This is a genomic window from Streptomyces sp. W1SF4 (genome assembly GCF_003950035.1).
Classification (GTDB): Bacteria; Actinomycetota; Actinomycetes; order Streptomycetales; family Streptomycetaceae; genus Streptomyces; species Streptomyces racemochromogenes.
In genome coordinates, this window is the sequence record NZ_CP034350.1 from 4651737 (window position 1) to 4668871 (window position 17135).

A 17135-nucleotide genomic window follows, 5' to 3' on the forward strand; every position below is an offset into this window, starting at 1 on the left:
GTTTAGGGACAGTCGACACGGCCTTACGACCCTTCCCCAATGGTGACCTTGCCCACACGGAGTGTTATTCGAGTGCCTCTTGAGTGGGAAAGCCCGTGTGTCGCCCCAGGTCAGGGAGATCCCCGACTGCACAGTAACCCCGTGGGGAGGGGGAGGTCTCTGTTCGGCGGGTCAGCGGCCCCCGCCGATTCTTTGTGGAGTCCCTACGAACAGCCTATGCATTCTTTGAGTGAGGGCCGTCACGGTCGCCCCGCGCGCCCTTTCCCGTAACGAAGCGGGTGCGGACTCTTGTCCGAAGGTTTACTCGTTAGTAGCCTCCCAGGCGTCGAACACGCTTGTGGCGTGGGAGGGATGGGGGCGTCGTGCTGCGCAGACTCGTGGCGGGGCTGGTCGCGGTCGCGCTCGTCGCGGAGGCCGCCGTCCTCGTGCTCGTCCATGTCGTGCTGGGCCGGGCGACCGAGGCCCAGTCGATGTCCGTCGCGGGCATGGATCCGGATGTCATGGTCATGACTACCTATGGGATGGGGGCCGGCATGGGCGCCTTCCTCCTGCTGTGCGCCGTCCTGGCCGCCGTCGCCGCGCTGCGCGACCGCCCGCCGGGCCGGGCCGCCCGCGTCGTGCTCGTCGTCGCCGCCGTCACCCACGGGGTGCTCGGCGCCCTCGCCGTGGGACTCGTCGGCTGGGGCGCCTTCGCTGCGACGACGGCGATCCTCTGCCTGCTCGTGCTGACCCTGATGCTCTACGCCAAACCGGCCGAGCAGCCCGGCGGGGGCCTCAGGCCCACAAGTCCGTGATGGACACGTCCAGTTCGCCCAGCAGCGAGCGCAGCAGCGGCAGCGACAGCCCGATGACGTTGCCCGGGTCCCCGTCGATGCCGTCGATGAACGGCGCCGACAGGCCGTCCAGGGTGAACGCCCCGGCCACGTGCAGCGGCTCGCCGCTGGCCACGTACGCCGCCACCTCCGCGTCCGTCGGCTCGCCGAAGCGGACCGTCGTGGAGGCCGTCGCCGAGACCTGACGGCCGGTCGCCGTGTCGATCACGCAGTGGCCCGTGCGCAGCACCCCGGCCCGGCCGCGCATCGACTTCCAGCGGGCCGTCGCGTCGGCCGCGTCGGCCGGCTTGCCGAGCGCCTCGCCGTCCAGCTCCAGCACGGAGTCACAGCCGATCACCAGGGCGCCCGCGGCCTCCTCCAGGCCCGCCACCACGCCCGCCTTGGCCTCGGCCAGGGCCAGCGCCAGGCCGGCCGGTTCGTCGTGGTCCAGGGTGTCCTCGTCGAAGCCGCTGACGATCACGTGCGGGGCGAGCCCGGCCTGCCGCAGCAGGTTCAGCCGGGCGGGCGAGGCGGAGGCGAGGACGAGCGTGCGTACGGTCATGGGGGCCATCGTAGGGCGGCGGCCGTGGCCGCCCCCGGCCGCCGGCCCCCCGGGGGCCTCAGAACGGGGGCACGCCGAGGACGTACACCGCGATCACCATCGCCAGGACGAGGACCACGAGCATCCGCCGGAGCATCGCCTGGGCGTCGCGCATGTCCTTCGGGGGCTCGTTCTTCGGGTCTGACCAGAGCATGCCCCGATCCTGGCCCCCGGTACGCCGGTGGCGCCTGAGTACGGGTACTCAGGCGCCACCGTCCGTTCGCGCCATCTTCCGGAACGCGGGGCTCAGCCCCGTCCGGGCCAGTACGTACGGCCCCACGCGCGCGGCCCGGGCAGCATCTGGCGCCGCCGCGCCACCCGGCTCGGCGAGGCCCACTCGTCCGGGACCCGGGGCGCGCCCGACGGGGCCGAGGCCAGCGCCGCCGCGCGCGCTTGGACCACCGCCAGTGCGGCGGCCAGCTCCTCGGGGGTCGGGTTGCCCTTGACGACCTTGATCACCACAGAGTCCTCCTGGAGGGCCTAGAGGGGGATGTTGCCGTGCTTCTTCGGGGGCAGCGACTCCCGCTTCGTACGCAGCTGCCGCAGACCCTTCACCACGTGGGCGCGGGTCTCGGACGGCATGACCACCGCGTCGACGTAACCGCGCTCGGCGGCCGTGTACGGGTTGAGGAGCGTGTCCTCGTACTCGGTGATGAGCCGTGCCCGGGTCTCCTCCACCTCCTCCGGAGCGGCCTCCGCGATGGTGCGCCGGTGCAGGATGTTCACCGCGCCCTGCGCGCCCATGACGGCGATCTGGGCGGTCGGCCAGGCCAGGTTCAGGTCCGCGCCGAGGTGCTTGGAGCCCATGACGTCGTAGGCGCCGCCGAAGGCCTTGCGGGTGATGACGGTGATGAGGGGGACGGTGGCCTCGGCGTACGCGTAGATCAGCTTGGCGCCGCGCCGGATGATTCCGTTGTACTCCTGGTCGGTGCCGGGCAGGAAGCCCGGGACGTCGACGAACGTCAGCACCGGGATGTTGAAGGCGTCGCACGTCCGGACGAAGCGCGCGGCCTTCTCGGAGGCGTTGATGTCCAGGCAGCCGGCGAACTGCATCGGCTGGTTGGCGACCACGCCCACCGGGTGTCCCTCGACCCGGCCGAAGCCCGTGAGGATGTTCGGGGCGAACAGGGACTGCGTCTCCAGGAACTCCCCGTCGTCCAGCACGTGCTCAATGACAGTGTGCATGTCGTACGGCTGGTTCGCACTGTCCGGGATCAGGACGTCGAGTTCCAGGTCGGTCCCGGAGACCTCGGTGTCCGCCTCCTCGGGGAAGGCGGGCGGCTCGGAGAGGTTGTTCGACGGCAGGTAGGCGAGCAGCGACTTGACGTACTCGATCGCGTCCTTCTCGTCACCGGCCATGTGGTGGGCGACGCCGGACGTGCTGTTGTGCGTGCGCGCACCGCCCAGCTCCTCGAAGCCGACGTCCTCGCCGGTGACCGTCTTGATGACGTCCGGGCCGGTGATGAACATGTGCGAGGTCTGGTCGACCATGACCGTGAAGTCGGTGATGGCCGGGGAGTAGACGGCGCCGCCCGCGCAGGGCCCCACGACCAGGCTGATCTGCGGGATCACACCCGACGCGTGGACGTTGCGGCGGAAGATCTCGCCGTACATCCCGAGCGCGCTGACGCCCTCCTGGATGCGGGCGCCGCCGGAGTCGTTGATCCCGACGACCGGACAGCCGGTCTTCAGGGCGAAGTCCATCACCTTGATGATCTTCTGGCCGTAGACCTCGCCGAGGGCCCCGCCGAAGACGGTGAAGTCCTGGGAGAACACGGCCACCGGCCGGCCGTCGACCGTGCCGTAGCCGGTGACGACGCCGTCGCCGTAGGGGCGGGTCTTCTCCAGTCCGAAGTTGGTCGACCGGTGCCGGGCGAACTCGTCCAGCTCTACGAAGGACCCCTCGTCCAGCAGCAGCGCCACGCGTTCACGTGCCGTCAGCTTGCCCTTGGCGTGCTGCTTCTCGACGGCGCGCTCGGAACCGGCGTGCGTGGCTTCCTCGACGCGGCGCCGCAGGTCCGCGAGCTTGCCCGCGGTCGTGTGCATGTCGATCGGCTCTGAGGGTTGGGACATCGGGGTCGCGGCTCCCTGTGTGGTGTCAACTGCCTGGTCAATTGATTGACTGCTGCTGGCTACTGGTGCGTAGCGTATCGGCGGGCATGGCGCTCGGCAGTGCGGCGTTTGACACACCTACATTTACTTGCATGACTCCACAAGATGCTTCAGCCGGAGCGGGTCAGGGCCGCTGGTCGAGCCTGGACCGCCCGCCCCTGAACGCCTCCGCGCTCACCAAGGCGCTCGTCACGCCGGACGGCCTGTGGACCTCGCTGGAGGTCGTCGCCGCCACCGGGTCCACCAACACCGATCTCGCGGCCCGTGCCGCGGAACTGCCCGAGGGCGCCGTGCTGGTCGCCGAGGAGCAGACGGCCGGACGCGGGCGGCTGGACCGCAGCTGGGTCGCGCCGGCCCGGTCGGGGCTGTTCTTCTCCGTGCTGCTCAAGCCGGGCGCGGGCGTACCGCAGGAGCGGTGGGGGTGGCTGCCGCTGCTGGCCGGGGTGGCCACCTCGGCCGGACTCTCGCGGGGAGCGGGCGTGGACACCGCGCTCAAGTGGCCGAACGACCTCCTGGTGAACGTGGAGGGGGAGGAGCGCAAGGCCGGCGGCATCCTCGCGGAGCGGGTCGAGGACGGGGTGGTCCTCGGCATCGGCCTCAACGTCACCCTGACGGAGGACGAGCTCCCTGTGCCCGCAGCCGGGTCGCTGCTCCTGGCCAAGGCGGCGCTGACCGACCGGGAGCCGCTGCTGAAGGCCGTGCTGCGGTCGCTGGAGGAGTGGTACGGGCGCTGGCGCGACGCGGCCGGCGACCCGGCCGAAAGCGGCCTCCAGGAGGCGTACGCGGCCGGCTGCGCGACGCTGGGCCGCCACGTCCGCGCGGACCTGCCGGGCGGGCGCGAGCTCACCGGAACGGCCGAAGCGGTGGACGCGGACGGCCGGCTGGTGATCCGTACGGCCGACGACGCCCGCGAGGCGGTGGGCGCGGGGGACGTGGTGCACCTGAGGTCGGTGCGCTGATACCGGCGCGGGGGCGCCCCGCCCCCCTGTCCGGCCGAAGCGCGCACGAGGCTCCTGAGCCGGAGGCGTGCCTGGGGAACGGGTCCGAGCACGGGGAGGAAGCCTGAGGTACGAAGGTTTTCGAGCCCGCACGGACCCGTGAGCCAGGCAGGGGGCGCCCCGGAGGCGAAGGGGCCTCCCGAAAGAGGGGGAGTGAGCTACGGCACACCTGCCGTATGGTTTAGGCGATCCCGGTCCCCCCGGTGATCACCCGGTTCGGCAGCGCGCACGGAATGGACAGGAGGCGGCCCTTGACCGTCGACGATTCTCAGTCCAGCGCGTCCGGTTCCGGCTCCGCGTCCGGTTCGGGGTCCGGTTCCGGTTCCGGCTCCGCGTCCTCTTCCGGCGGGAGTCCGGGCACCCCGATCGGGCGGGACCAGCACACGCCCTTCCACGAGGTCGACCACGCGGCGCAGCCGACGGCCGACCCGCTCGCCATCCGGCTGGAGCAGCTGATCCTGGGCGCCGAACGGCGGTACACGCCGTTCCAGGCGGCCCGGAGCGCGGGCGTGTCGATGGAGCTGGCCTCGCGGTTCTGGCGGGCCATGGGCTTCGCCGACATCGGCCAGGCCAAGGCCCTGACGGAGGCCGACGTACTGGCGCTGCGGCGTCTGGCCGGTCTGGTGGAGGCGGGGCTGCTGAGCGAGCCCATGGCCGTGCAGGTGGCCCGGTCCACCGGCCAGACCACCGCCCGGCTGGCCGAATGGCAGATCGATTCCTTCCTGGAGGGGCTGACGGAGCCCCCCGAGCCGGGCATGACCCGCACGGAGGTCACGTACCCGCTGGTCGAGCTGCTGCTGCCGGAGCTGGAGGAGTTCCTCGTCTACGTGTGGCGGCGCCAGCTGGCGGCCGCGACCGGGCGGGTGGTGCAGGTCGCGGACGACGAGGAGATGGTCGACCGGCGCCTCGCGGTGGGCTTCGCGGACCTGGTGGGCTTCACCCGGCTGACGCGGCGGCTGGAGGAGGAGGAGCTCGGCGAGCTGGTCGAGGCCTTCGAGACGACGGCCGCGGACCTGGTGGCCGCGCACGGCGGCCGGCTGATCAAGACGCTGGGCGACGAGGTGCTGTACTGCGCCGACGACGCGGCGACGGCCGCGGAGATCGCGCTGCGGCTGATCGAGACCATGGAGGCCGACCCGCAGATGCCCGAGCTGCGCGTCGGGATCGCCTTCGGGACGGTGACGACCCGGATGGGCGACGTCTTCGGCACCACGGTGAACCTGGCGAGCCGGCTGACCTCCATAGCCCCCAAGGACGCGGTGCTGGTCGACGGGGCGATGGCCGAGGAGCTGAGCCGGACCGGCGCCGCGCCGAAGTCCGAGAAGGACGCCGAGAGCGAGGAGGGCGGCGGCGCGTACCGCTTCGCGCTCCAGCCGATGTGGCAGCGGCCGGTCCGCGGCCTGGGGGTCGTCGAGCCCTGGTCGCTGACGCGGAGGACACCTAAGATCCCCGGGTAACGATCGTTAACCGGGAGGGTGGCAGCATGTCCGATCAGCGCTTCGGAGAGTTCGTCGCGGTGCGGCGGCACGGCGACGGCGACGTGGTCGCCGAGCTCGTGCTGGACCGGCCGAAGGCGATGAACGCCGTCTCCACGGAGATGGCGCGCTCGGTCTCCGCCGCGTGCGGCGCGCTCGCCGCGGACCCCGGCGTACGGGTCGTCGTACTGACCTCCACCCACGAGCGCGCGTTCTGCGTCGGCGCGGACCTCAAGGAGCGCAACTCCTTCACGGACGCCGAGCTCGTGCGCCAGCGGCCCACCACCCGGGGTGCGTACGGGGGCGTGCTGGAGCTGCCGATGCCGACGGTCGCGGCGGTGCACGGCTTCGCGCTGGGCGGCGGCTTCGAGCTGGCGCTGGCCTGCGACGTGATCGTGGCCGACGAGACGGCCGTCGTCGGACTGCCCGAGGTGTCGGTGGGCGTGATCCCGGGCGGCGGCGGCACGCAGCTCCTGCCGCGCCGCGTCGGCGCGGCCCGGGCGGCCGAGCTCATCTTCACGGCCCGCCGCGTGGAGGCGGCCGAGGCCCTGTCCCTGGGCCTGGTCGACGAGGTCGCCCCGGCGGGCGGCGACCGCGCCCGCGCGCTGGAACTGGCCCTGACGATGGCGGCGAACTCCCCGGTCGGGCTGCGCGCCGCCAAGCGGGCGCTGCGGCTGGGGCACGGGATGGACCTGGCGGCGGGGCTGGAGATCGAGGACGCGGCCTGGCGGACGGTGGCCTTCTCCGGGGACAGGGCGGAGGGCGTGGCGGCCTTCAACGAGAAGCGCAAGCCGAACTGGCCGGGGGAGTAGGGGCGAGTGGCCGGGCCCTCTCGGGGTGACCTTCGGTCACCCCCTATGGGCCCTGCTGTCACTAAATCGGATAAAACTCCCTAATCTGGGGTGATGGGAGTTGACGGGCGGCTGCGGGCCGTCGTGGCACTCGCGCAGGCCATGGCGGCGGCCTGCGCACCACGGGACAGCATCCGGGCGGCGGCGCGGGGCGCCCGCCTGGCGATGGACGGCTCGTTCGCCGCGATCTCGGCCTGGGAGCGCGAGCGGGGGCTGCTGCGGGTCCTGGTGAACGAGGGCGAGCGGCGGGCCGGGGAGGAGGAGTTCCCCGAGGACGAGTCCTACCCCGTGCACGACTTCCCCGAGATCACCGAGTTCCTGCACGAGCGCTGGGCGGGCGGCGCGGGCCCCCACGCCTGGGTCGAGAGCGCCGTCGGCGACCGCCCCGGGCGGCGCGGGGACGCCCTGCGCCGACGCGGACGCGGTACCTGCGTGGTGGCGCCGATCGTGCTCAGCGGGCGGGCGTGGGGCGAGCTGTACGTGGCCCGGGACGAGGGGATGGCGGACTTCGACGAGGACGACGCGGAGTTCGCGGCGGTACTGGCGGCGGTGGTGGCCGCGGGGCTCGCGCAGAACGAGCGCCTGGAGGAGGCCCGCCGCCTCGCCTTCACGGACCCGCTGACCGGCCTGGCCAACCGGCGGGCCGTGGACATGCGGCTCGACGAGGCGCTGGAGGAGCACCGGCGCAGCGGGACGGTGGTGAGCCTGGTGGTCTGCGACCTGAACGGCCTCAAGCGCGTCAACGACACCCTGGGGCACGCGACGGGCGACCGGCTGCTGGAGCGGTTCGGCTCGGTGCTGAGCCTGTGCGGGGCGATGCTGCCGGGGGCGCTGGTCGCACGGCTGGGCGGGGACGAGTTCTGCCTGGTCAGCGCGGGGCCGTCGGCGGACGAGGTGGTCCGGGTGACGGGGGAGGTGTGCGTACGGGCCGCCGAGCTGGAGCTGGGCGAGGGCGTGGCGTGCGGGGTGGCCTCCACGGGCGACCCCATCGGGCCGGTGAAGTCCTCCCGGCGGCTGTTCCGCCTGGCCGACGCGGCGCAGTACAAGGCGAAGGCGGCGCGATCGGCGGAGCCGGTGGTCGCGGGCCGCGACACGGCGGTGGTCCGCCTGGCCGACGCCGCGGCAGCCCGCGAGGGCCGGGGGGAGCGGCGCCGGTTCCGGGGGCGGCAGTGAGGGGCCGGCCGGCCGGCACCGGTCGGGGTCCGCGTGCCGTAAGGGTTCGTCGACGGTCCTGATCGTGACGTACGGGGCTAGTGACATGAAGGGATTCAGTCCGTAGGGTGCTGAATATGGATATGCACACTGTCGTGGTGGGGACGTCCGGGACCACCGCCGAGGACGTCATCGCCGTCGCCCGCGGCAACGCGCGGATCGAGCTGTCCGCCGAGGCGCTGGAAGCGCTCGGCCGTGCTCGTGAGATCGTCGACGCGCTCGCCGCCAAGCCCGAGCCCGTCTACGGGGTCTCCACCGGCTTCGGGGCACTCGCCTCCCGGCACATCAGCCCCGAGCTGCGCGCGCAGCTCCAGCGCAACATCGTCCGTTCGCACGCCGCCGGCATGGGTCCGCGCGTCGAGCGGGAGGTCGTGCGCGCCCTGATGTTCCTGCGTCTGAAGACGGTGGCCTCCGGGCACACCGGCGTGCGGCCCTCGGTCGCGCAGACCATGGCCGACCTGCTCAACGCCGGGATCACCCCCGTCGTGCACGAGTACGGTTCCCTCGGCTGCTCCGGCGACCTCGCGCCGCTCTCCCACTGCGCCCTCGCGCTCATGGGCGAGGGCGACGCCGAGGGCCCCGACGGCACCGTCCGGCCCGCCGGCGAGCTGCTCGCCGAGCACGGCATCGAGCCCGTCGAGCTCCGGGAGAAGGAGGGCCTCGCCCTCCTCAACGGCACCGACGGCATGCTCGGCATGCTGGTGATGGCCCTCGCCGACCTCGACACGCTGTACAAGTCCGCCGACATCACGGCCGCGCTGACGCTGGAGGCGCTGCTCGGCACCGAGAAGGTGCTGGCGCCCGAGCTGCACGCCATCCGCCCGCACCCCGGGCAGGGCGCCTCCGCCGCCAACATGGCCGCCGTGCTCAAGGGGTCCGGGCTCACCGGGCACTTCCAGGAGGAGTCCGCGCCGCGCGTGCAGGACGCGTACTCGGTGCGCTGCGCCCCGCAGGTCGCCGGCGCGGGCCGTGACACCATGGCGCACGCCTCGCTCGTCGCCTCGCGCGAGCTGGCCGCGGCCGTCGACAACCCGGTCGTGCTGCCCGACGGCCGGGTGGAGTCCAACGGCAACTTCCACGGCGCGCCCGTGGCGTACGTGCTGGACTTCCTGGCCATCGCCGCCGCCGACCTCGGCTCCATCGCCGAGCGGCGTACCGACCGCCTGCTGGACAAGAACCGCAGCCACGGCCTGCCGCCGTTCCTCGCGGACGACGCCGGTGTCGACTCCGGTCTGATGATCGCCCAGTACACGCAGGCCGCGCTGGTCAGCGAGATGAAGCGGCTCGCCGTACCGGCCTCGGCCGACTCGATCCCGTCCTCCGCCATGCAGGAGGACCACGTCTCGATGGGCTGGTCGGCGGCGCGCAAGCTGCGTACCGCGGTCGACAACCTGACGCGGATCATCGCCATCGAGCTGTACGCGGCCACCCGGGCCATCGAGCTGCGGCACGGGCTCACCCCGGCGCCGGCCAGCCAGGCCGCGATCGCCGCGACGCGGGCGGCGGGCGTGGAGGGTCCCGGGCCGGACCGCTTCCTCGCGCCGGACCTGGCCGCCGCCGACGCCTTCGTGCGCGCGGGCGGGCTCGTCGCGGCCGTGGAGCCGGTGACCGGTCCCCTCGCCTGATCCGGGGCGCGAACAGGAGAAGGGCCGCACCCCTCGGGGGTGCGGCCCTTCCGCCGTCCTAGAGGCTGCGGGAGCGGCGTACGGAGAAGGCCACGAAGCCCGCGCCGAGGCCGAGGCAGAGGGTGCCGCCCAGCACGTAGGGGGTGGTGTCGATGCTGCCGGTGTCGGCGAGCGACAGGACGGTGATGCCGGCCGGCCGCTCGTCGGTGGCGCCGGCGATGGTCCCCGTACCGGTGCCGGAGGTGTCGTCGCCGTCGCCGTCGTCGGCGTCGTCCGCGGCGGTGTCCGAGACGGTTCCGGTGTTGGCGGCGGCGGGCGCGCCGGAGGTGCCCGACAGGCCGGGGGCGGTGGCGTTCGCCGACGGGACGAACCAGAGGGCGGCGAGGAGGGTGGTCGCCCCGAGGGCGGTGAGCAGAGGTCGACGTGCGGACACGGTGCGATCCCCCTTGCGGAAGCAGCGAATTGGCCGTGTGCGCAGATGCTAGTGAAAGGGGCGGGTCGCGGGAAAGTCGAGGCTGTCGCGGGCTTACTCTCCGTCGTATGAACCCTTCTGATGAATCACGATACGTACGGCTTCGGGTGGATTTGGTGCTGGAGGTGTCGGACTCCGACGCCCTCATCGGCGCCGCGCTCGCGCACATCAAGGCCGACGAGTTCATGCCGGACGAGGAGCGCGCGCACGCGGAGTCGGCGGTGAGGGAGGACGAATCGGAGGCCCTGGCCTACCTCGTCGACCCCACCGACCTGGTCGCGGAGCTGACCGGAGTCGAGCTGGCGCAGGCCTCCTGGAGCAGCGAGCCGGTCGAATACGACCCCGAGTCCCTGGAGTGGGACCTCGACGAGGAAGATGGTGGTTTCGAAGAAGGGGCCGACAACGCCTGACCGTGGGGTTGCACACATTCGAACGGAATGTGGAACCGAACCGCGTCGTTAACGCGTTGTCAGGACGGGCAGGGGGCGCCGCCCCCTGCCCGGCCCGGTCCCGGGATCGCAGCCCGGGGTTTCACGGCAACGATGGAGTGACGTGTGAGGACGTACAGCATGCGGCGGAGAAGGTCCCTGGTGGCCGTGTCCGCCGTGCTCGGTGGGGTACTGATGCTCTCGGCCTGCAATGACGGGGGCGGCGACAAGTCCCAGGGCAGCTCGGACGCGGGCAAGTCCCAGGCGGAGGTCGACGCGGCGGCGGCCAAGGACGCCTCCAAGGCCCGAATAGCCATCACGCCCAAGGACGGCTCCACCAACGTCCCGCTGAACGACGGCACCAACGTCGCGGTCAGCGACGGCACCCTGACCAAGGTCGAGCTGAAGAGCTCGGACGGCACGGCCGTCGCGGGCAAGATCGCCGCCGACGGCAAGAGCTGGAAGCCGGACGCCGCGCTGAAGCGCTCCACCAAGTACGCCCTCGCGGCGACCGCGAAGGACGAGGCCGGCCGCGAGGCCCACGAGAACGCCTCCTTCACCACCCTCTCCCCGGAGAACAGCTTCGTCGGCTCCTTCGTGCCGGAGGAGGGCGAGACGGTCGGCGTGGGCATGCCGGTCTCGATCACCTTCAACAAGCCGATCAAGGACCAGAAGGCCGTCCAGGCGGCCATCAGCGTCACCTCCAGCAGCGGCCAGGAGGTCGTCGGCCACTGGTTCGGCAACCAGCGCCTGGACTTCCGCCCGGAGCAGTACTGGCAGGCGAACTCCACCGTCACCCTGAAGCTCGCCCTCCAGGGCGTCCAGGGCGCGCCCGGCATCGTCGGCGCGCAGAACAAGACCGTCACCTTCAAGATCGGCCGGAGCCAGGTCTCCACCGTCGACGTGAAGGCCAAGACGATGACGGTCACCCGTGACGGACAGGTCCTCAAGACCATCCCGATCTCCGCCGGTTCTCCCGAGAACCCCACGTACAACGGCCAGATGGTGATCTCCGAGAAGTTCAAGGAGACCCGCATGGACGGTTCGACCGTGGGCTTCAAGAACAGCGAGGGCAAGGGCGAGTACGACATCAAGGACGTCCCGCACGCGATGCGGCTGTCCACGTCCGGCACCTTCATCCACGGCAACTACTGGGGTGCCGACTCGATCTTCGGCAAGGTCAACACCAGCCACGGCTGTGTCGGCCTGAACGACGCCCAGGGCGCCAACGACCCGAACCAGCCCGGCGCCTGGTTCTTCGACAACTCGCTCATCGGCGACGTCGTCACCGTGGTGAACTCCCCGGACAAGACCATCAAGCCGGACAACGGCCTCAACGGCTGGAACATGTCGTGGGCCGAGTGGAAGGCCGGCCCGTCGGCCTGACGCCACGCCGGCGGTACGGCAGCGGTACGGACGGAAGGCGGGGCACCCGAAAGGGCGCCCCGCCTTCCGGCGTTGAAGGGGACACCCGCGAACCCACCCCCGCGAACGGCCCGTTCGGCCGACGGGGCCCCTACAGTCCTGCCATGACGAAGATCAACTCTCTGTCCGTGCCCCCGACCGACGCCGAGGCCGACGCCTGGTGGGCCGTCCAGGTCGCCGCCCACGCCGCCGACGCCGCCGCACTGCCCGCCGTACCCGCCCCCTCGCGGACGGAGGCCGTCGGACGGCTGCGCGTCCCGCCCTCGCGCGGCCGGATGCGGCACTGGACGGCCGAGGACGGCACGGGGCAGGCCGCCCTGCTCCTGTTCACCGAGGACGGCAACACCCACACCGCGTTCCTCGACGAGCTGACCGTACGGCCCGACGCGCGCCGGCGCGCGGTGGGCACGGCCCTGTGGCAGCGGGTCCGCCGTGAGCTCCTCGACCAGGGCCGCACCTCCGTCGCCACCGTCACCGACCTCGGCGGCCCCGGCCAGGCCTTCGCGGAGTCCCTCGGCTTCGAGAACGTGCTCCCCATGGGCTGGTACGTACGGGACCTCGGCGCCGACGGCCCGCCGCCCCTCCCCGCCACCCCCGGCTACGCCTTCCACGTCTGGCCCGGCCTGGTGCCCGACGCGTGGGCCCCGGCCGTCGCCGTCGCCCACGGGGCGATGGAGGACGCCCCGAGCGGGGACAGCGAGGAGACCTTCCAGCCCTGGACCGTCGAACGGGTGCACCGCGCGCAGCGACTGGTCCTGGACCGGGGCGGCGAGATCGCGATGGCCGCGGCGGTCACCCCCGCCGGGGAGGTGGCCGCGTACACCGTGCTGGTGCTGCCGGATCCGGCGGGCCCGCGCGCCCTCCAGTACGACACCGTCGTCGTGCCCGCCCACCGGGGCCACGGCCTGGGCCGCGCGGTGAAGCTGCGCATGGAGGCGTACGCCGCCCGGCACCTCCCGGGACTGTGCTGGATCGGCACCACCGTGGCCGACGAGAACGCCCCCATGCTCGCGGTGAACGAGTCCCTCGGCTACCGGCGCGAACGCGGTGCGGGCCTCTTCCAGCTCAAGCTCTGACCCCTCCGCTTCCCTACGCGGGTTCCCCGGCGGCTCGCTGCGGTGACGGCGGGGCCACCGGCGGCGCCGTCCAGGACGACAGCAGGCGCAGGGCGTCCGCCGAGGGCGAGCCCGGCTCGGCGTGGTAGGTCACCAGGCACTGCGCCGGGTCGTCGGGCAGCGTCAGCGTCTCGAAGACCAGCTCCAGCTCACCCACGATCGGGTGCCGCAGCCGCTTCACCCCGTGCGTCTTGTCGGCCACCGTGTGCGCCGCCCACAGCCGCCGGAACTCCTCGTTCTTCACGGACAGCTCCCCGACCAGCGCCGACAGCCGCTCGTCGTCCGGGTGCTGGCCCGCGTACAGGCGCAGGTTGCTGACCACCTCGCAGGCCCGGCACTCCCAGTCCGCGTACAGCTCGGCCGTCGCCGGGTCCAGGAACACCAGCCGCACCAGGTTCCGCTCCGCCGGCGGCAGCGCCCCGAAGTCCCCGAAGACGGCCGCGGCCAGCGGGTTCCAGCCGATCACGTCCTGGCGCCGCCCGACCAGGTAGGCCGGTACGCCCTCCATCGCCGCCAGCAGCGTGCGCAGCGCCGGGCGGACCTGCTGGGGGCGGGCGGTGCGCCCGCCCGAGCGCCGGGTGCGCGGGCTCGCCAGGTGGTTCAGGTGCGCCGACTCGGTGCCGCTCAGGCGCAGGGCCCGCGCGATGGCGTCCAGCACCTCCGCCGACACGTTCTGCCCGTGCCCCTGCTCCAGGCGCGTGTAGTAGGCCACCGAGACCCCGGCCAGCTGGGCCAGCTCCTCGCGGCGCAGGCCCGGGACCCTGCGGCGCCGCCCGTGGTCGGGCAGGCCCACGTCCGCGGGCCGCAGCCGGGCGCGGCAGCTGCGCAGGAAGTCCCCGAGTTCGGCGCGCTGATCAAGCTGGTCCATACCGCAAGTATCCCCGGGACGCGCGCCCGGCGCGGGGCTCAGCCTGACCCCGTCAGGGGTAGGTCCGCCAGTCCTAGGTTCGGCAGGGGGCTGGGTGGGCCGCGCCGGGAGGGGCATCGTGGGGGACGTCGCAGAACGGACGCCTCGGCCCGCCCGCAGCACCCCGCGGTACGGCCCCCCAGGCGTCCTCGTCCGAGGAGAGCACCCCATGTCCGTCACCCAGGCCGCCGCCTACGCCGCCCCCGCCCCCAAGGCCCCGCTGGAGCGCATCACGGTCCCGCGCCGTCCGGTCGGCGAGCACGACGTACTGATCGAGATCAAGTACGCCGGCATCTGCCACTCCGACATCCACCAGGCCCGCGACGGCTGGGGCGAGGGGATCTTCCCGATGGTCCCCGGCCACGAGATCGCCGGTGTCGTCGCCGAGACCGGCCCCGGCGTCACGAGGTTCGCGGTCGGCGACCGGATCGGCGTCGGCTGCATGGTCGACTCCTGCCGCGAGTGCGAGTACTGCCTGGCCGGGCAGGAGCAGCACTGCGTCCAGGGGATGACCGGCACGTACAACGCCCTCGACCGCAACGGCGATCCCACGTACGGCGGTTACTCCACGCACCTCGTCGTCGACGAGAAGTACGCCGTCCGCATCCCCGACGGCCTGTCCCTCGACGTCGCCGCGCCGCTGCTGTGCGCCGGCATCACCCTGTACGCGCCGCTGAAGCACTGGCAGGCGGGCCCGGGCAAGAAGGTCGCGGTCGTCGGCCTCGGCGGGCTGGGCCACGTCGGCGTGAAGATCGCCGCCGCGCTCGGCGCGGAGGTGACCGTCCTGTCGCAGTCGCTGCGCAAGAAGGACGACGGCCTGCGGCTGGGCGCCTCCCACTACTACGCGACGAGCGACGAGGCCACCTTCGAGGAGCTCAAGGGCCGCTTCGACCTGATCGTCTCCACCGTGTCCGCGCCGCTGGGCCTGGACCGGTACCTGTCCCTGCTGCGGGTCGGCGGGGCGCTCGTGAACGTGGGCGCCCCGGAGGAGCCGGTGGAGCTGAACCTGTTCTCCGTCATCGGCGGCAACAAGACCCTCGCCGGGTCGATGATCGGCGGCATCGCCGAGACGCAGGAGATGCTGGACTTCTGCGCGGAGCACGGCCTGGGCGCGGACATCGAGGTGATCCGCGCCGAGGACGTCAACGACGCCTACGAGCGCGTCCTGTCGAGCGACGTCCGCTACCGCTTCGTCATCGACGCCTCGACGATCTGACCCGCCCGCTCCAACGCCTCCCGCAGCCGCTCCCGGGCCGCCGTCTGCGCGGCGATCCGGGCCTCCAGGACGGCCAGCCGCTCCCGGGCCACCGCCAGCCCCCCGGCCGACGGCGGCCCGGCGGCCACGTCCCCGTCCAGGCACGGCGCGAACACCCGTACGTCCTCCAGGGTGAGCCCCGCCTCCAGCAGCACCCGGATGTTGCGGACCCGTACGACGGCCCGCTCCTCGTAGACCCGGTAGCCGTTCGGCGCCCGCTCGGAGGAGATCAGCCCCGCCTGCTCGTAGTGGCGCAGGGCGCGGGCCGTCGTCCCGGTGGCGCAGGCGAGTTCCCCGATCAGCATGCGGCCATGCTCTCAGGCCACCGCCGCGCCGCCGTCCACGGGGACCACGGCCCCGGTCAGGAACGAGGCGGCCGGGTCGGCGAGCCGGCACACCGCCCAGGCGACCTCCTCCGGCCGCCCGACCCGCCCCATCGGGGTGCGCGCCAGCTGCCACGCCCGCACCTGGGCTGCCCGCTCGGGGCTGAGCCCCTGGTGCTCGCCGATCGGTGTGTCCACCGCGCCGGGCGCGACGCCGACGACCCGGACGCCGCGCGGGGCGAGCTCCACGGCCCAGCTGCGGGTGAGGGTGTCGAGGGCGGCCTTGGTGGCGGCGTAGACGGAGACGCCGGGCCAGCCCCGCTGCCCGACGGCGGTGCTGACGTTGACGACGACCCCCGCCCCGGCGGCTTCCAGCGCCGGCAGGGCGGCCTGGGTGAGCAGCACCGGGGCGACGAGGTTGGTCGCCAGCTGCGCGGCGATGCCGTCGCCGCTCACCCCGCCGAGGGCGCCGGCGCGCACGATCCCGGCGTTGTTCACCAGCACGTCGAGCCGGCCGTGCTCGGCGAGGACCCGCTCCACGATCAGCTCGGGCCCGCCGGGGGCGCTCACGTCGGCGACGAGGGGCCGGATGCCGGGGAACCCCTCGGCGGCCGCGTCGAGCACCCCGCCCCGCCGCCCGACGATCACGACCCGCTCCCCGGCGTCCGCGAAGGCCCGGGCCGTGGCCCGCCCGATCCCGGTCCCCCCACCGGTGACGAGGACGACCCGCTGCTGCCTGCTCCCGCTGTTCTTCTCCATGCCCCGAGCCAACAACCCTGCCGCCAGTGACAAGGTCAAGCCGGGGCCGGGCCGGTGCCCCTATTCCGCCGGGGCCACGCCGATGGGGCAGGAGACGCCCGTGCCGCCGATGCCGCAGTAGCCGCCGGGGTTCTTGTCGAGGTACTGCTGGTGGTACGGCTCCGCCGGCCAGAAGGGGCGGTCCGACGCCGGGAGGACGGCGGTGGTGATGGTGCCGTGGCCCGCGGACGTCAGGACGCGCTGGTAGGCGTCGCGAGAGGCCTCGGCGGCCGCCTGGTGGGCGGGGGAGTGGGTGTAGACGGCCGAGCGGTACTGGGTGCCGACGTCGTTGCCCTGGCGGAAGCCCTGGGTGGGGTCGTGGGACTCCCAGAAGAGCTTGAGCAGGGTCTCGTAGGACACCTGCGCGGGGTCGAAGACCACGCGGACGACCTCGGTGTGGCCGGTCTGGCCGGAGCACACCTCCTCGTACAGCGGGTTCTCGGTGAAGCCGCCCTGGTAGCCGGCCAGGGTGGTCCACACTCCGGGGGTCTGCCAGAACTTGCGCTCGGCGCCCCAGAAGCAGCCCAGGCCGAAGTCGGCGACCTCCAGGCCCTCCGGGTAGGGGCCGGACAGGGGGTTGCCGAGGACGGTGTGGCGCTCGGGCAGCGCGAACGGCGCTTCGGCGCGGCCCTTCAGGGCCTCCTCGCGGGTGGGGAGCTCGGGCGTGCGGCGGTACGAGAACATGGATTCCCTCCTTGTGGGAGGGACAACGGCCGGGGGCGGGCG

Annotated in this window: 19 protein-coding genes; 10 read left to right on the forward strand and 9 right to left on the reverse strand. The window is 73.0% G+C overall.

Annotated features, from left to right (window positions below; translation table 11 throughout):
* Positions 1 to 362 precede the first annotated feature (362 nt).
* On the forward strand, positions 363 to 794 hold the full coding sequence (locus D1J60_RS21860) for a hypothetical protein (RefSeq protein ID WP_125822221.1): 432 nt from the start codon (positions 363 to 365) through the stop codon (positions 792 to 794).
* On the opposite strand, the gene D1J60_RS21865 is transcribed toward D1J60_RS21860, so the two are convergent.
* The 4 genes from D1J60_RS21865 to D1J60_RS21875 all read right to left on the reverse strand — a co-directional run bounded on the left by D1J60_RS21865 (position 775) and on the right by D1J60_RS21875 (position 3486).
* Positions 775 to 1374, reverse strand: a complete 600-nt coding sequence (locus D1J60_RS21865) for a nucleoside triphosphate pyrophosphatase (RefSeq protein WP_164720940.1) — start codon at positions 1372 to 1374, stop codon at positions 775 to 777. The two genes, D1J60_RS21860 and D1J60_RS21865, sit on opposite strands and share 20 nt — an antisense overlap.
* 58 nt (positions 1375 to 1432) lie before the next feature.
* Positions 1433 to 1567 (reverse strand): hypothetical protein, encoded by a 135-nt coding sequence (locus D1J60_RS38690; protein ID WP_260613863.1) that lies wholly within the window; start codon positions 1565 to 1567, stop codon positions 1433 to 1435.
* A gap of 92 nt (positions 1568 to 1659) precedes the next feature.
* The gene (locus D1J60_RS21870; protein ID WP_125599251.1) at positions 1660 to 1872 is read right to left on the reverse strand and encodes an acyl-CoA carboxylase epsilon subunit; all 213 of its coding nucleotides are present in this window, start codon (positions 1870 to 1872) and stop codon (positions 1660 to 1662) included.
* Positions 1873 to 1893: 21 nt separating this feature from the next.
* Positions 1894 to 3486 (reverse strand): acyl-CoA carboxylase subunit beta, encoded by a 1593-nt coding sequence (locus tag D1J60_RS21875; protein WP_125599239.1) that lies wholly within the window; start codon positions 3484 to 3486, stop codon positions 1894 to 1896.
* A gap of 131 nt (positions 3487 to 3617) precedes the next feature.
* Between D1J60_RS21875 and D1J60_RS21880 the strand changes: the two genes are divergently transcribed.
* The 5 genes from D1J60_RS21880 to hutH all read left to right on the forward strand — a co-directional run bounded on the left by D1J60_RS21880 (position 3618) and on the right by hutH (position 9686).
* Entirely contained in the window at positions 3618 to 4484 is an 867-nt protein-coding gene (locus D1J60_RS21880; RefSeq protein WP_125822222.1) for a biotin--[acetyl-CoA-carboxylase] ligase, read from the forward strand.
* 290 nt (positions 4485 to 4774) lie between these two features.
* Positions 4775 to 5980 carry an adenylate/guanylate cyclase domain-containing protein gene (locus D1J60_RS21885; RefSeq protein ID WP_125822223.1) on the forward strand — a complete coding sequence of 402 codons (1206 nt, stop codon included), beginning with the start codon at positions 4775 to 4777 and terminating at the stop codon, positions 5978 to 5980.
* A 26-nt stretch (positions 5981 to 6006) separates the two neighbouring features.
* Positions 6007 to 6810, forward strand: coding sequence for an enoyl-CoA hydratase-related protein (locus tag D1J60_RS21890; RefSeq protein ID WP_125822224.1), 804 nt, complete (start codon positions 6007 to 6009; stop codon positions 6808 to 6810).
* A 93-nt stretch (positions 6811 to 6903) separates the two neighbouring features.
* Positions 6904 to 8022, forward strand: a complete 1119-nt coding sequence (locus D1J60_RS21895; protein ID WP_125822225.1) for a GGDEF domain-containing protein — start codon at positions 6904 to 6906, stop codon at positions 8020 to 8022.
* 122 nt (positions 8023 to 8144) lie between these two features.
* Positions 8145 to 9686 carry a histidine ammonia-lyase gene (hutH, locus tag D1J60_RS21900; RefSeq protein ID WP_125599248.1) on the forward strand — a complete coding sequence of 514 codons (1542 nt, stop codon included), beginning with the start codon at positions 8145 to 8147 and terminating at the stop codon, positions 9684 to 9686.
* 58 nt (positions 9687 to 9744) lie between these two features.
* On the opposite strand, the gene D1J60_RS21905 is transcribed toward hutH, so the two are convergent.
* A complete protein-coding gene (locus D1J60_RS21905) occupies positions 9745 to 10119 on the reverse strand; it encodes an LPXTG cell wall anchor domain-containing protein (RefSeq protein WP_125822226.1) in 375 nt (124 codons plus the stop codon).
* Between the two features lie 107 nt (positions 10120 to 10226).
* On the opposite strand from D1J60_RS21905, the gene D1J60_RS21910 reads away from it, so the two are divergent.
* The 3 genes from D1J60_RS21910 to D1J60_RS21920 all read left to right on the forward strand — a co-directional run bounded on the left by D1J60_RS21910 (position 10227) and on the right by D1J60_RS21920 (position 13087).
* Positions 10227 to 10568 carry a hypothetical protein gene (locus tag D1J60_RS21910; RefSeq protein WP_241253357.1) on the forward strand — a complete coding sequence of 114 codons (342 nt, stop codon included), beginning with the start codon at positions 10227 to 10229 and terminating at the stop codon, positions 10566 to 10568.
* A 159-nt stretch (positions 10569 to 10727) separates the two neighbouring features.
* The gene (locus D1J60_RS21915; protein WP_125822227.1) at positions 10728 to 11972 is read left to right on the forward strand and encodes an Ig-like domain-containing protein; all 1245 of its coding nucleotides are present in this window, start codon (positions 10728 to 10730) and stop codon (positions 11970 to 11972) included.
* A 143-nt stretch (positions 11973 to 12115) separates the two neighbouring features.
* Positions 12116 to 13087: a GNAT family N-acetyltransferase gene (locus D1J60_RS21920; protein WP_125822228.1), complete on the forward strand. Its 972-nt coding sequence runs from the start codon at positions 12116 to 12118 to the stop codon at positions 13085 to 13087.
* A 13-nt stretch (positions 13088 to 13100) separates the two neighbouring features.
* On the opposite strand, the gene D1J60_RS21925 is transcribed toward D1J60_RS21920, so the two are convergent.
* The gene (locus tag D1J60_RS21925; RefSeq protein WP_125822229.1) at positions 13101 to 13994 is read right to left on the reverse strand and encodes a helix-turn-helix transcriptional regulator; all 894 of its coding nucleotides are present in this window, start codon (positions 13992 to 13994) and stop codon (positions 13101 to 13103) included.
* A gap of 208 nt (positions 13995 to 14202) precedes the next feature.
* Here D1J60_RS21925 and D1J60_RS21930 point away from each other — a divergent pair, with 208 nt between their 5' ends.
* Entirely contained in the window at positions 14203 to 15249 is a 1047-nt protein-coding gene (locus tag D1J60_RS21930; RefSeq protein WP_125822230.1) for an NAD(P)-dependent alcohol dehydrogenase, read from the forward strand.
* On the opposite strand, the gene D1J60_RS21935 is transcribed toward D1J60_RS21930, so the two are convergent.
* From D1J60_RS21935 to msrA, 3 genes are read right to left on the reverse strand one after another with little or no spacing between them, the layout of a single operon-like run.
* Complete coding sequence (locus tag D1J60_RS21935) at positions 15216 to 15593, reverse strand: MerR family transcriptional regulator (RefSeq protein WP_125822231.1); 378 nt, start codon at positions 15591 to 15593, stop codon at positions 15216 to 15218. The genes D1J60_RS21930 and D1J60_RS21935 overlap by 34 nt on opposite strands.
* Before the next feature lie 12 nt (positions 15594 to 15605).
* Positions 15606 to 16370, reverse strand: a complete 765-nt coding sequence (locus tag D1J60_RS21940; RefSeq protein WP_125822232.1) for an SDR family oxidoreductase — start codon at positions 16368 to 16370, stop codon at positions 15606 to 15608.
* 60 nt (positions 16371 to 16430) lie between these two features.
* Positions 16431 to 17093 (reverse strand): peptide-methionine (S)-S-oxide reductase MsrA, encoded by a 663-nt coding sequence (gene msrA / locus D1J60_RS21945; RefSeq protein WP_125605540.1) that lies wholly within the window; start codon positions 17091 to 17093, stop codon positions 16431 to 16433.
* Positions 17094 to 17135: the final 42 nt, after the last annotated feature.

Bases quoted from the DNA above. Each gene is read 5' to 3' on its own strand.
- D1J60_RS21865 (WP_164720940.1), bottom strand. From the start codon at position 1,374: ATGACCGTACGCACGCTCGTCCTCGCCTCCGCCTCGCCCGCCCGGCTG.
- D1J60_RS38690 (WP_260613863.1), bottom strand. From the start codon at position 1,567: ATGCTCTGGTCAGACCCGAAGAACGAGCCCCCGAAGGACATGCGCGAC.
- D1J60_RS21875 (WP_125599239.1), bottom strand. From the start codon at position 3,486: ATGTCCCAACCCTCAGAGCCGATCGACATGCACACGACCGCGGGCAAG.
- D1J60_RS21880 (WP_125822222.1), top strand. From the start codon at position 3,618: ATGACTCCACAAGATGCTTCAGCCGGAGCGGGTCAGGGCCGCTGGTCG.
- D1J60_RS21890 (WP_125822224.1), top strand. From the start codon at position 6,007: ATGTCCGATCAGCGCTTCGGAGAGTTCGTCGCGGTGCGGCGGCACGGC.
- D1J60_RS21895 (WP_125822225.1), top strand. From the start codon at position 6,904: ATGGGAGTTGACGGGCGGCTGCGGGCCGTCGTGGCACTCGCGCAGGCC.
- hutH (WP_125599248.1), top strand. From the start codon at position 8,145: ATGCACACTGTCGTGGTGGGGACGTCCGGGACCACCGCCGAGGACGTC.
- D1J60_RS21910 (WP_241253357.1), top strand. From the start codon at position 10,227: ATGAACCCTTCTGATGAATCACGATACGTACGGCTTCGGGTGGATTTG.
- D1J60_RS21915 (WP_125822227.1), top strand. From the start codon at position 10,728: ATGCGGCGGAGAAGGTCCCTGGTGGCCGTGTCCGCCGTGCTCGGTGGG.
- D1J60_RS21920 (WP_125822228.1), top strand. From the start codon at position 12,116: ATGACGAAGATCAACTCTCTGTCCGTGCCCCCGACCGACGCCGAGGCC.
- D1J60_RS21925 (WP_125822229.1), bottom strand. From the start codon at position 13,994: ATGGACCAGCTTGATCAGCGCGCCGAACTCGGGGACTTCCTGCGCAGC.
- D1J60_RS21930 (WP_125822230.1), top strand. From the start codon at position 14,203: ATGTCCGTCACCCAGGCCGCCGCCTACGCCGCCCCCGCCCCCAAGGCC.
- D1J60_RS21935 (WP_125822231.1), bottom strand. From the start codon at position 15,593: ATGCTGATCGGGGAACTCGCCTGCGCCACCGGGACGACGGCCCGCGCC.
- D1J60_RS21940 (WP_125822232.1), bottom strand. From the start codon at position 16,370: ATGGAGAAGAACAGCGGGAGCAGGCAGCAGCGGGTCGTCCTCGTCACC.
- msrA (WP_125605540.1), bottom strand. From the start codon at position 17,093: ATGTTCTCGTACCGCCGCACGCCCGAGCTCCCCACCCGCGAGGAGGCC.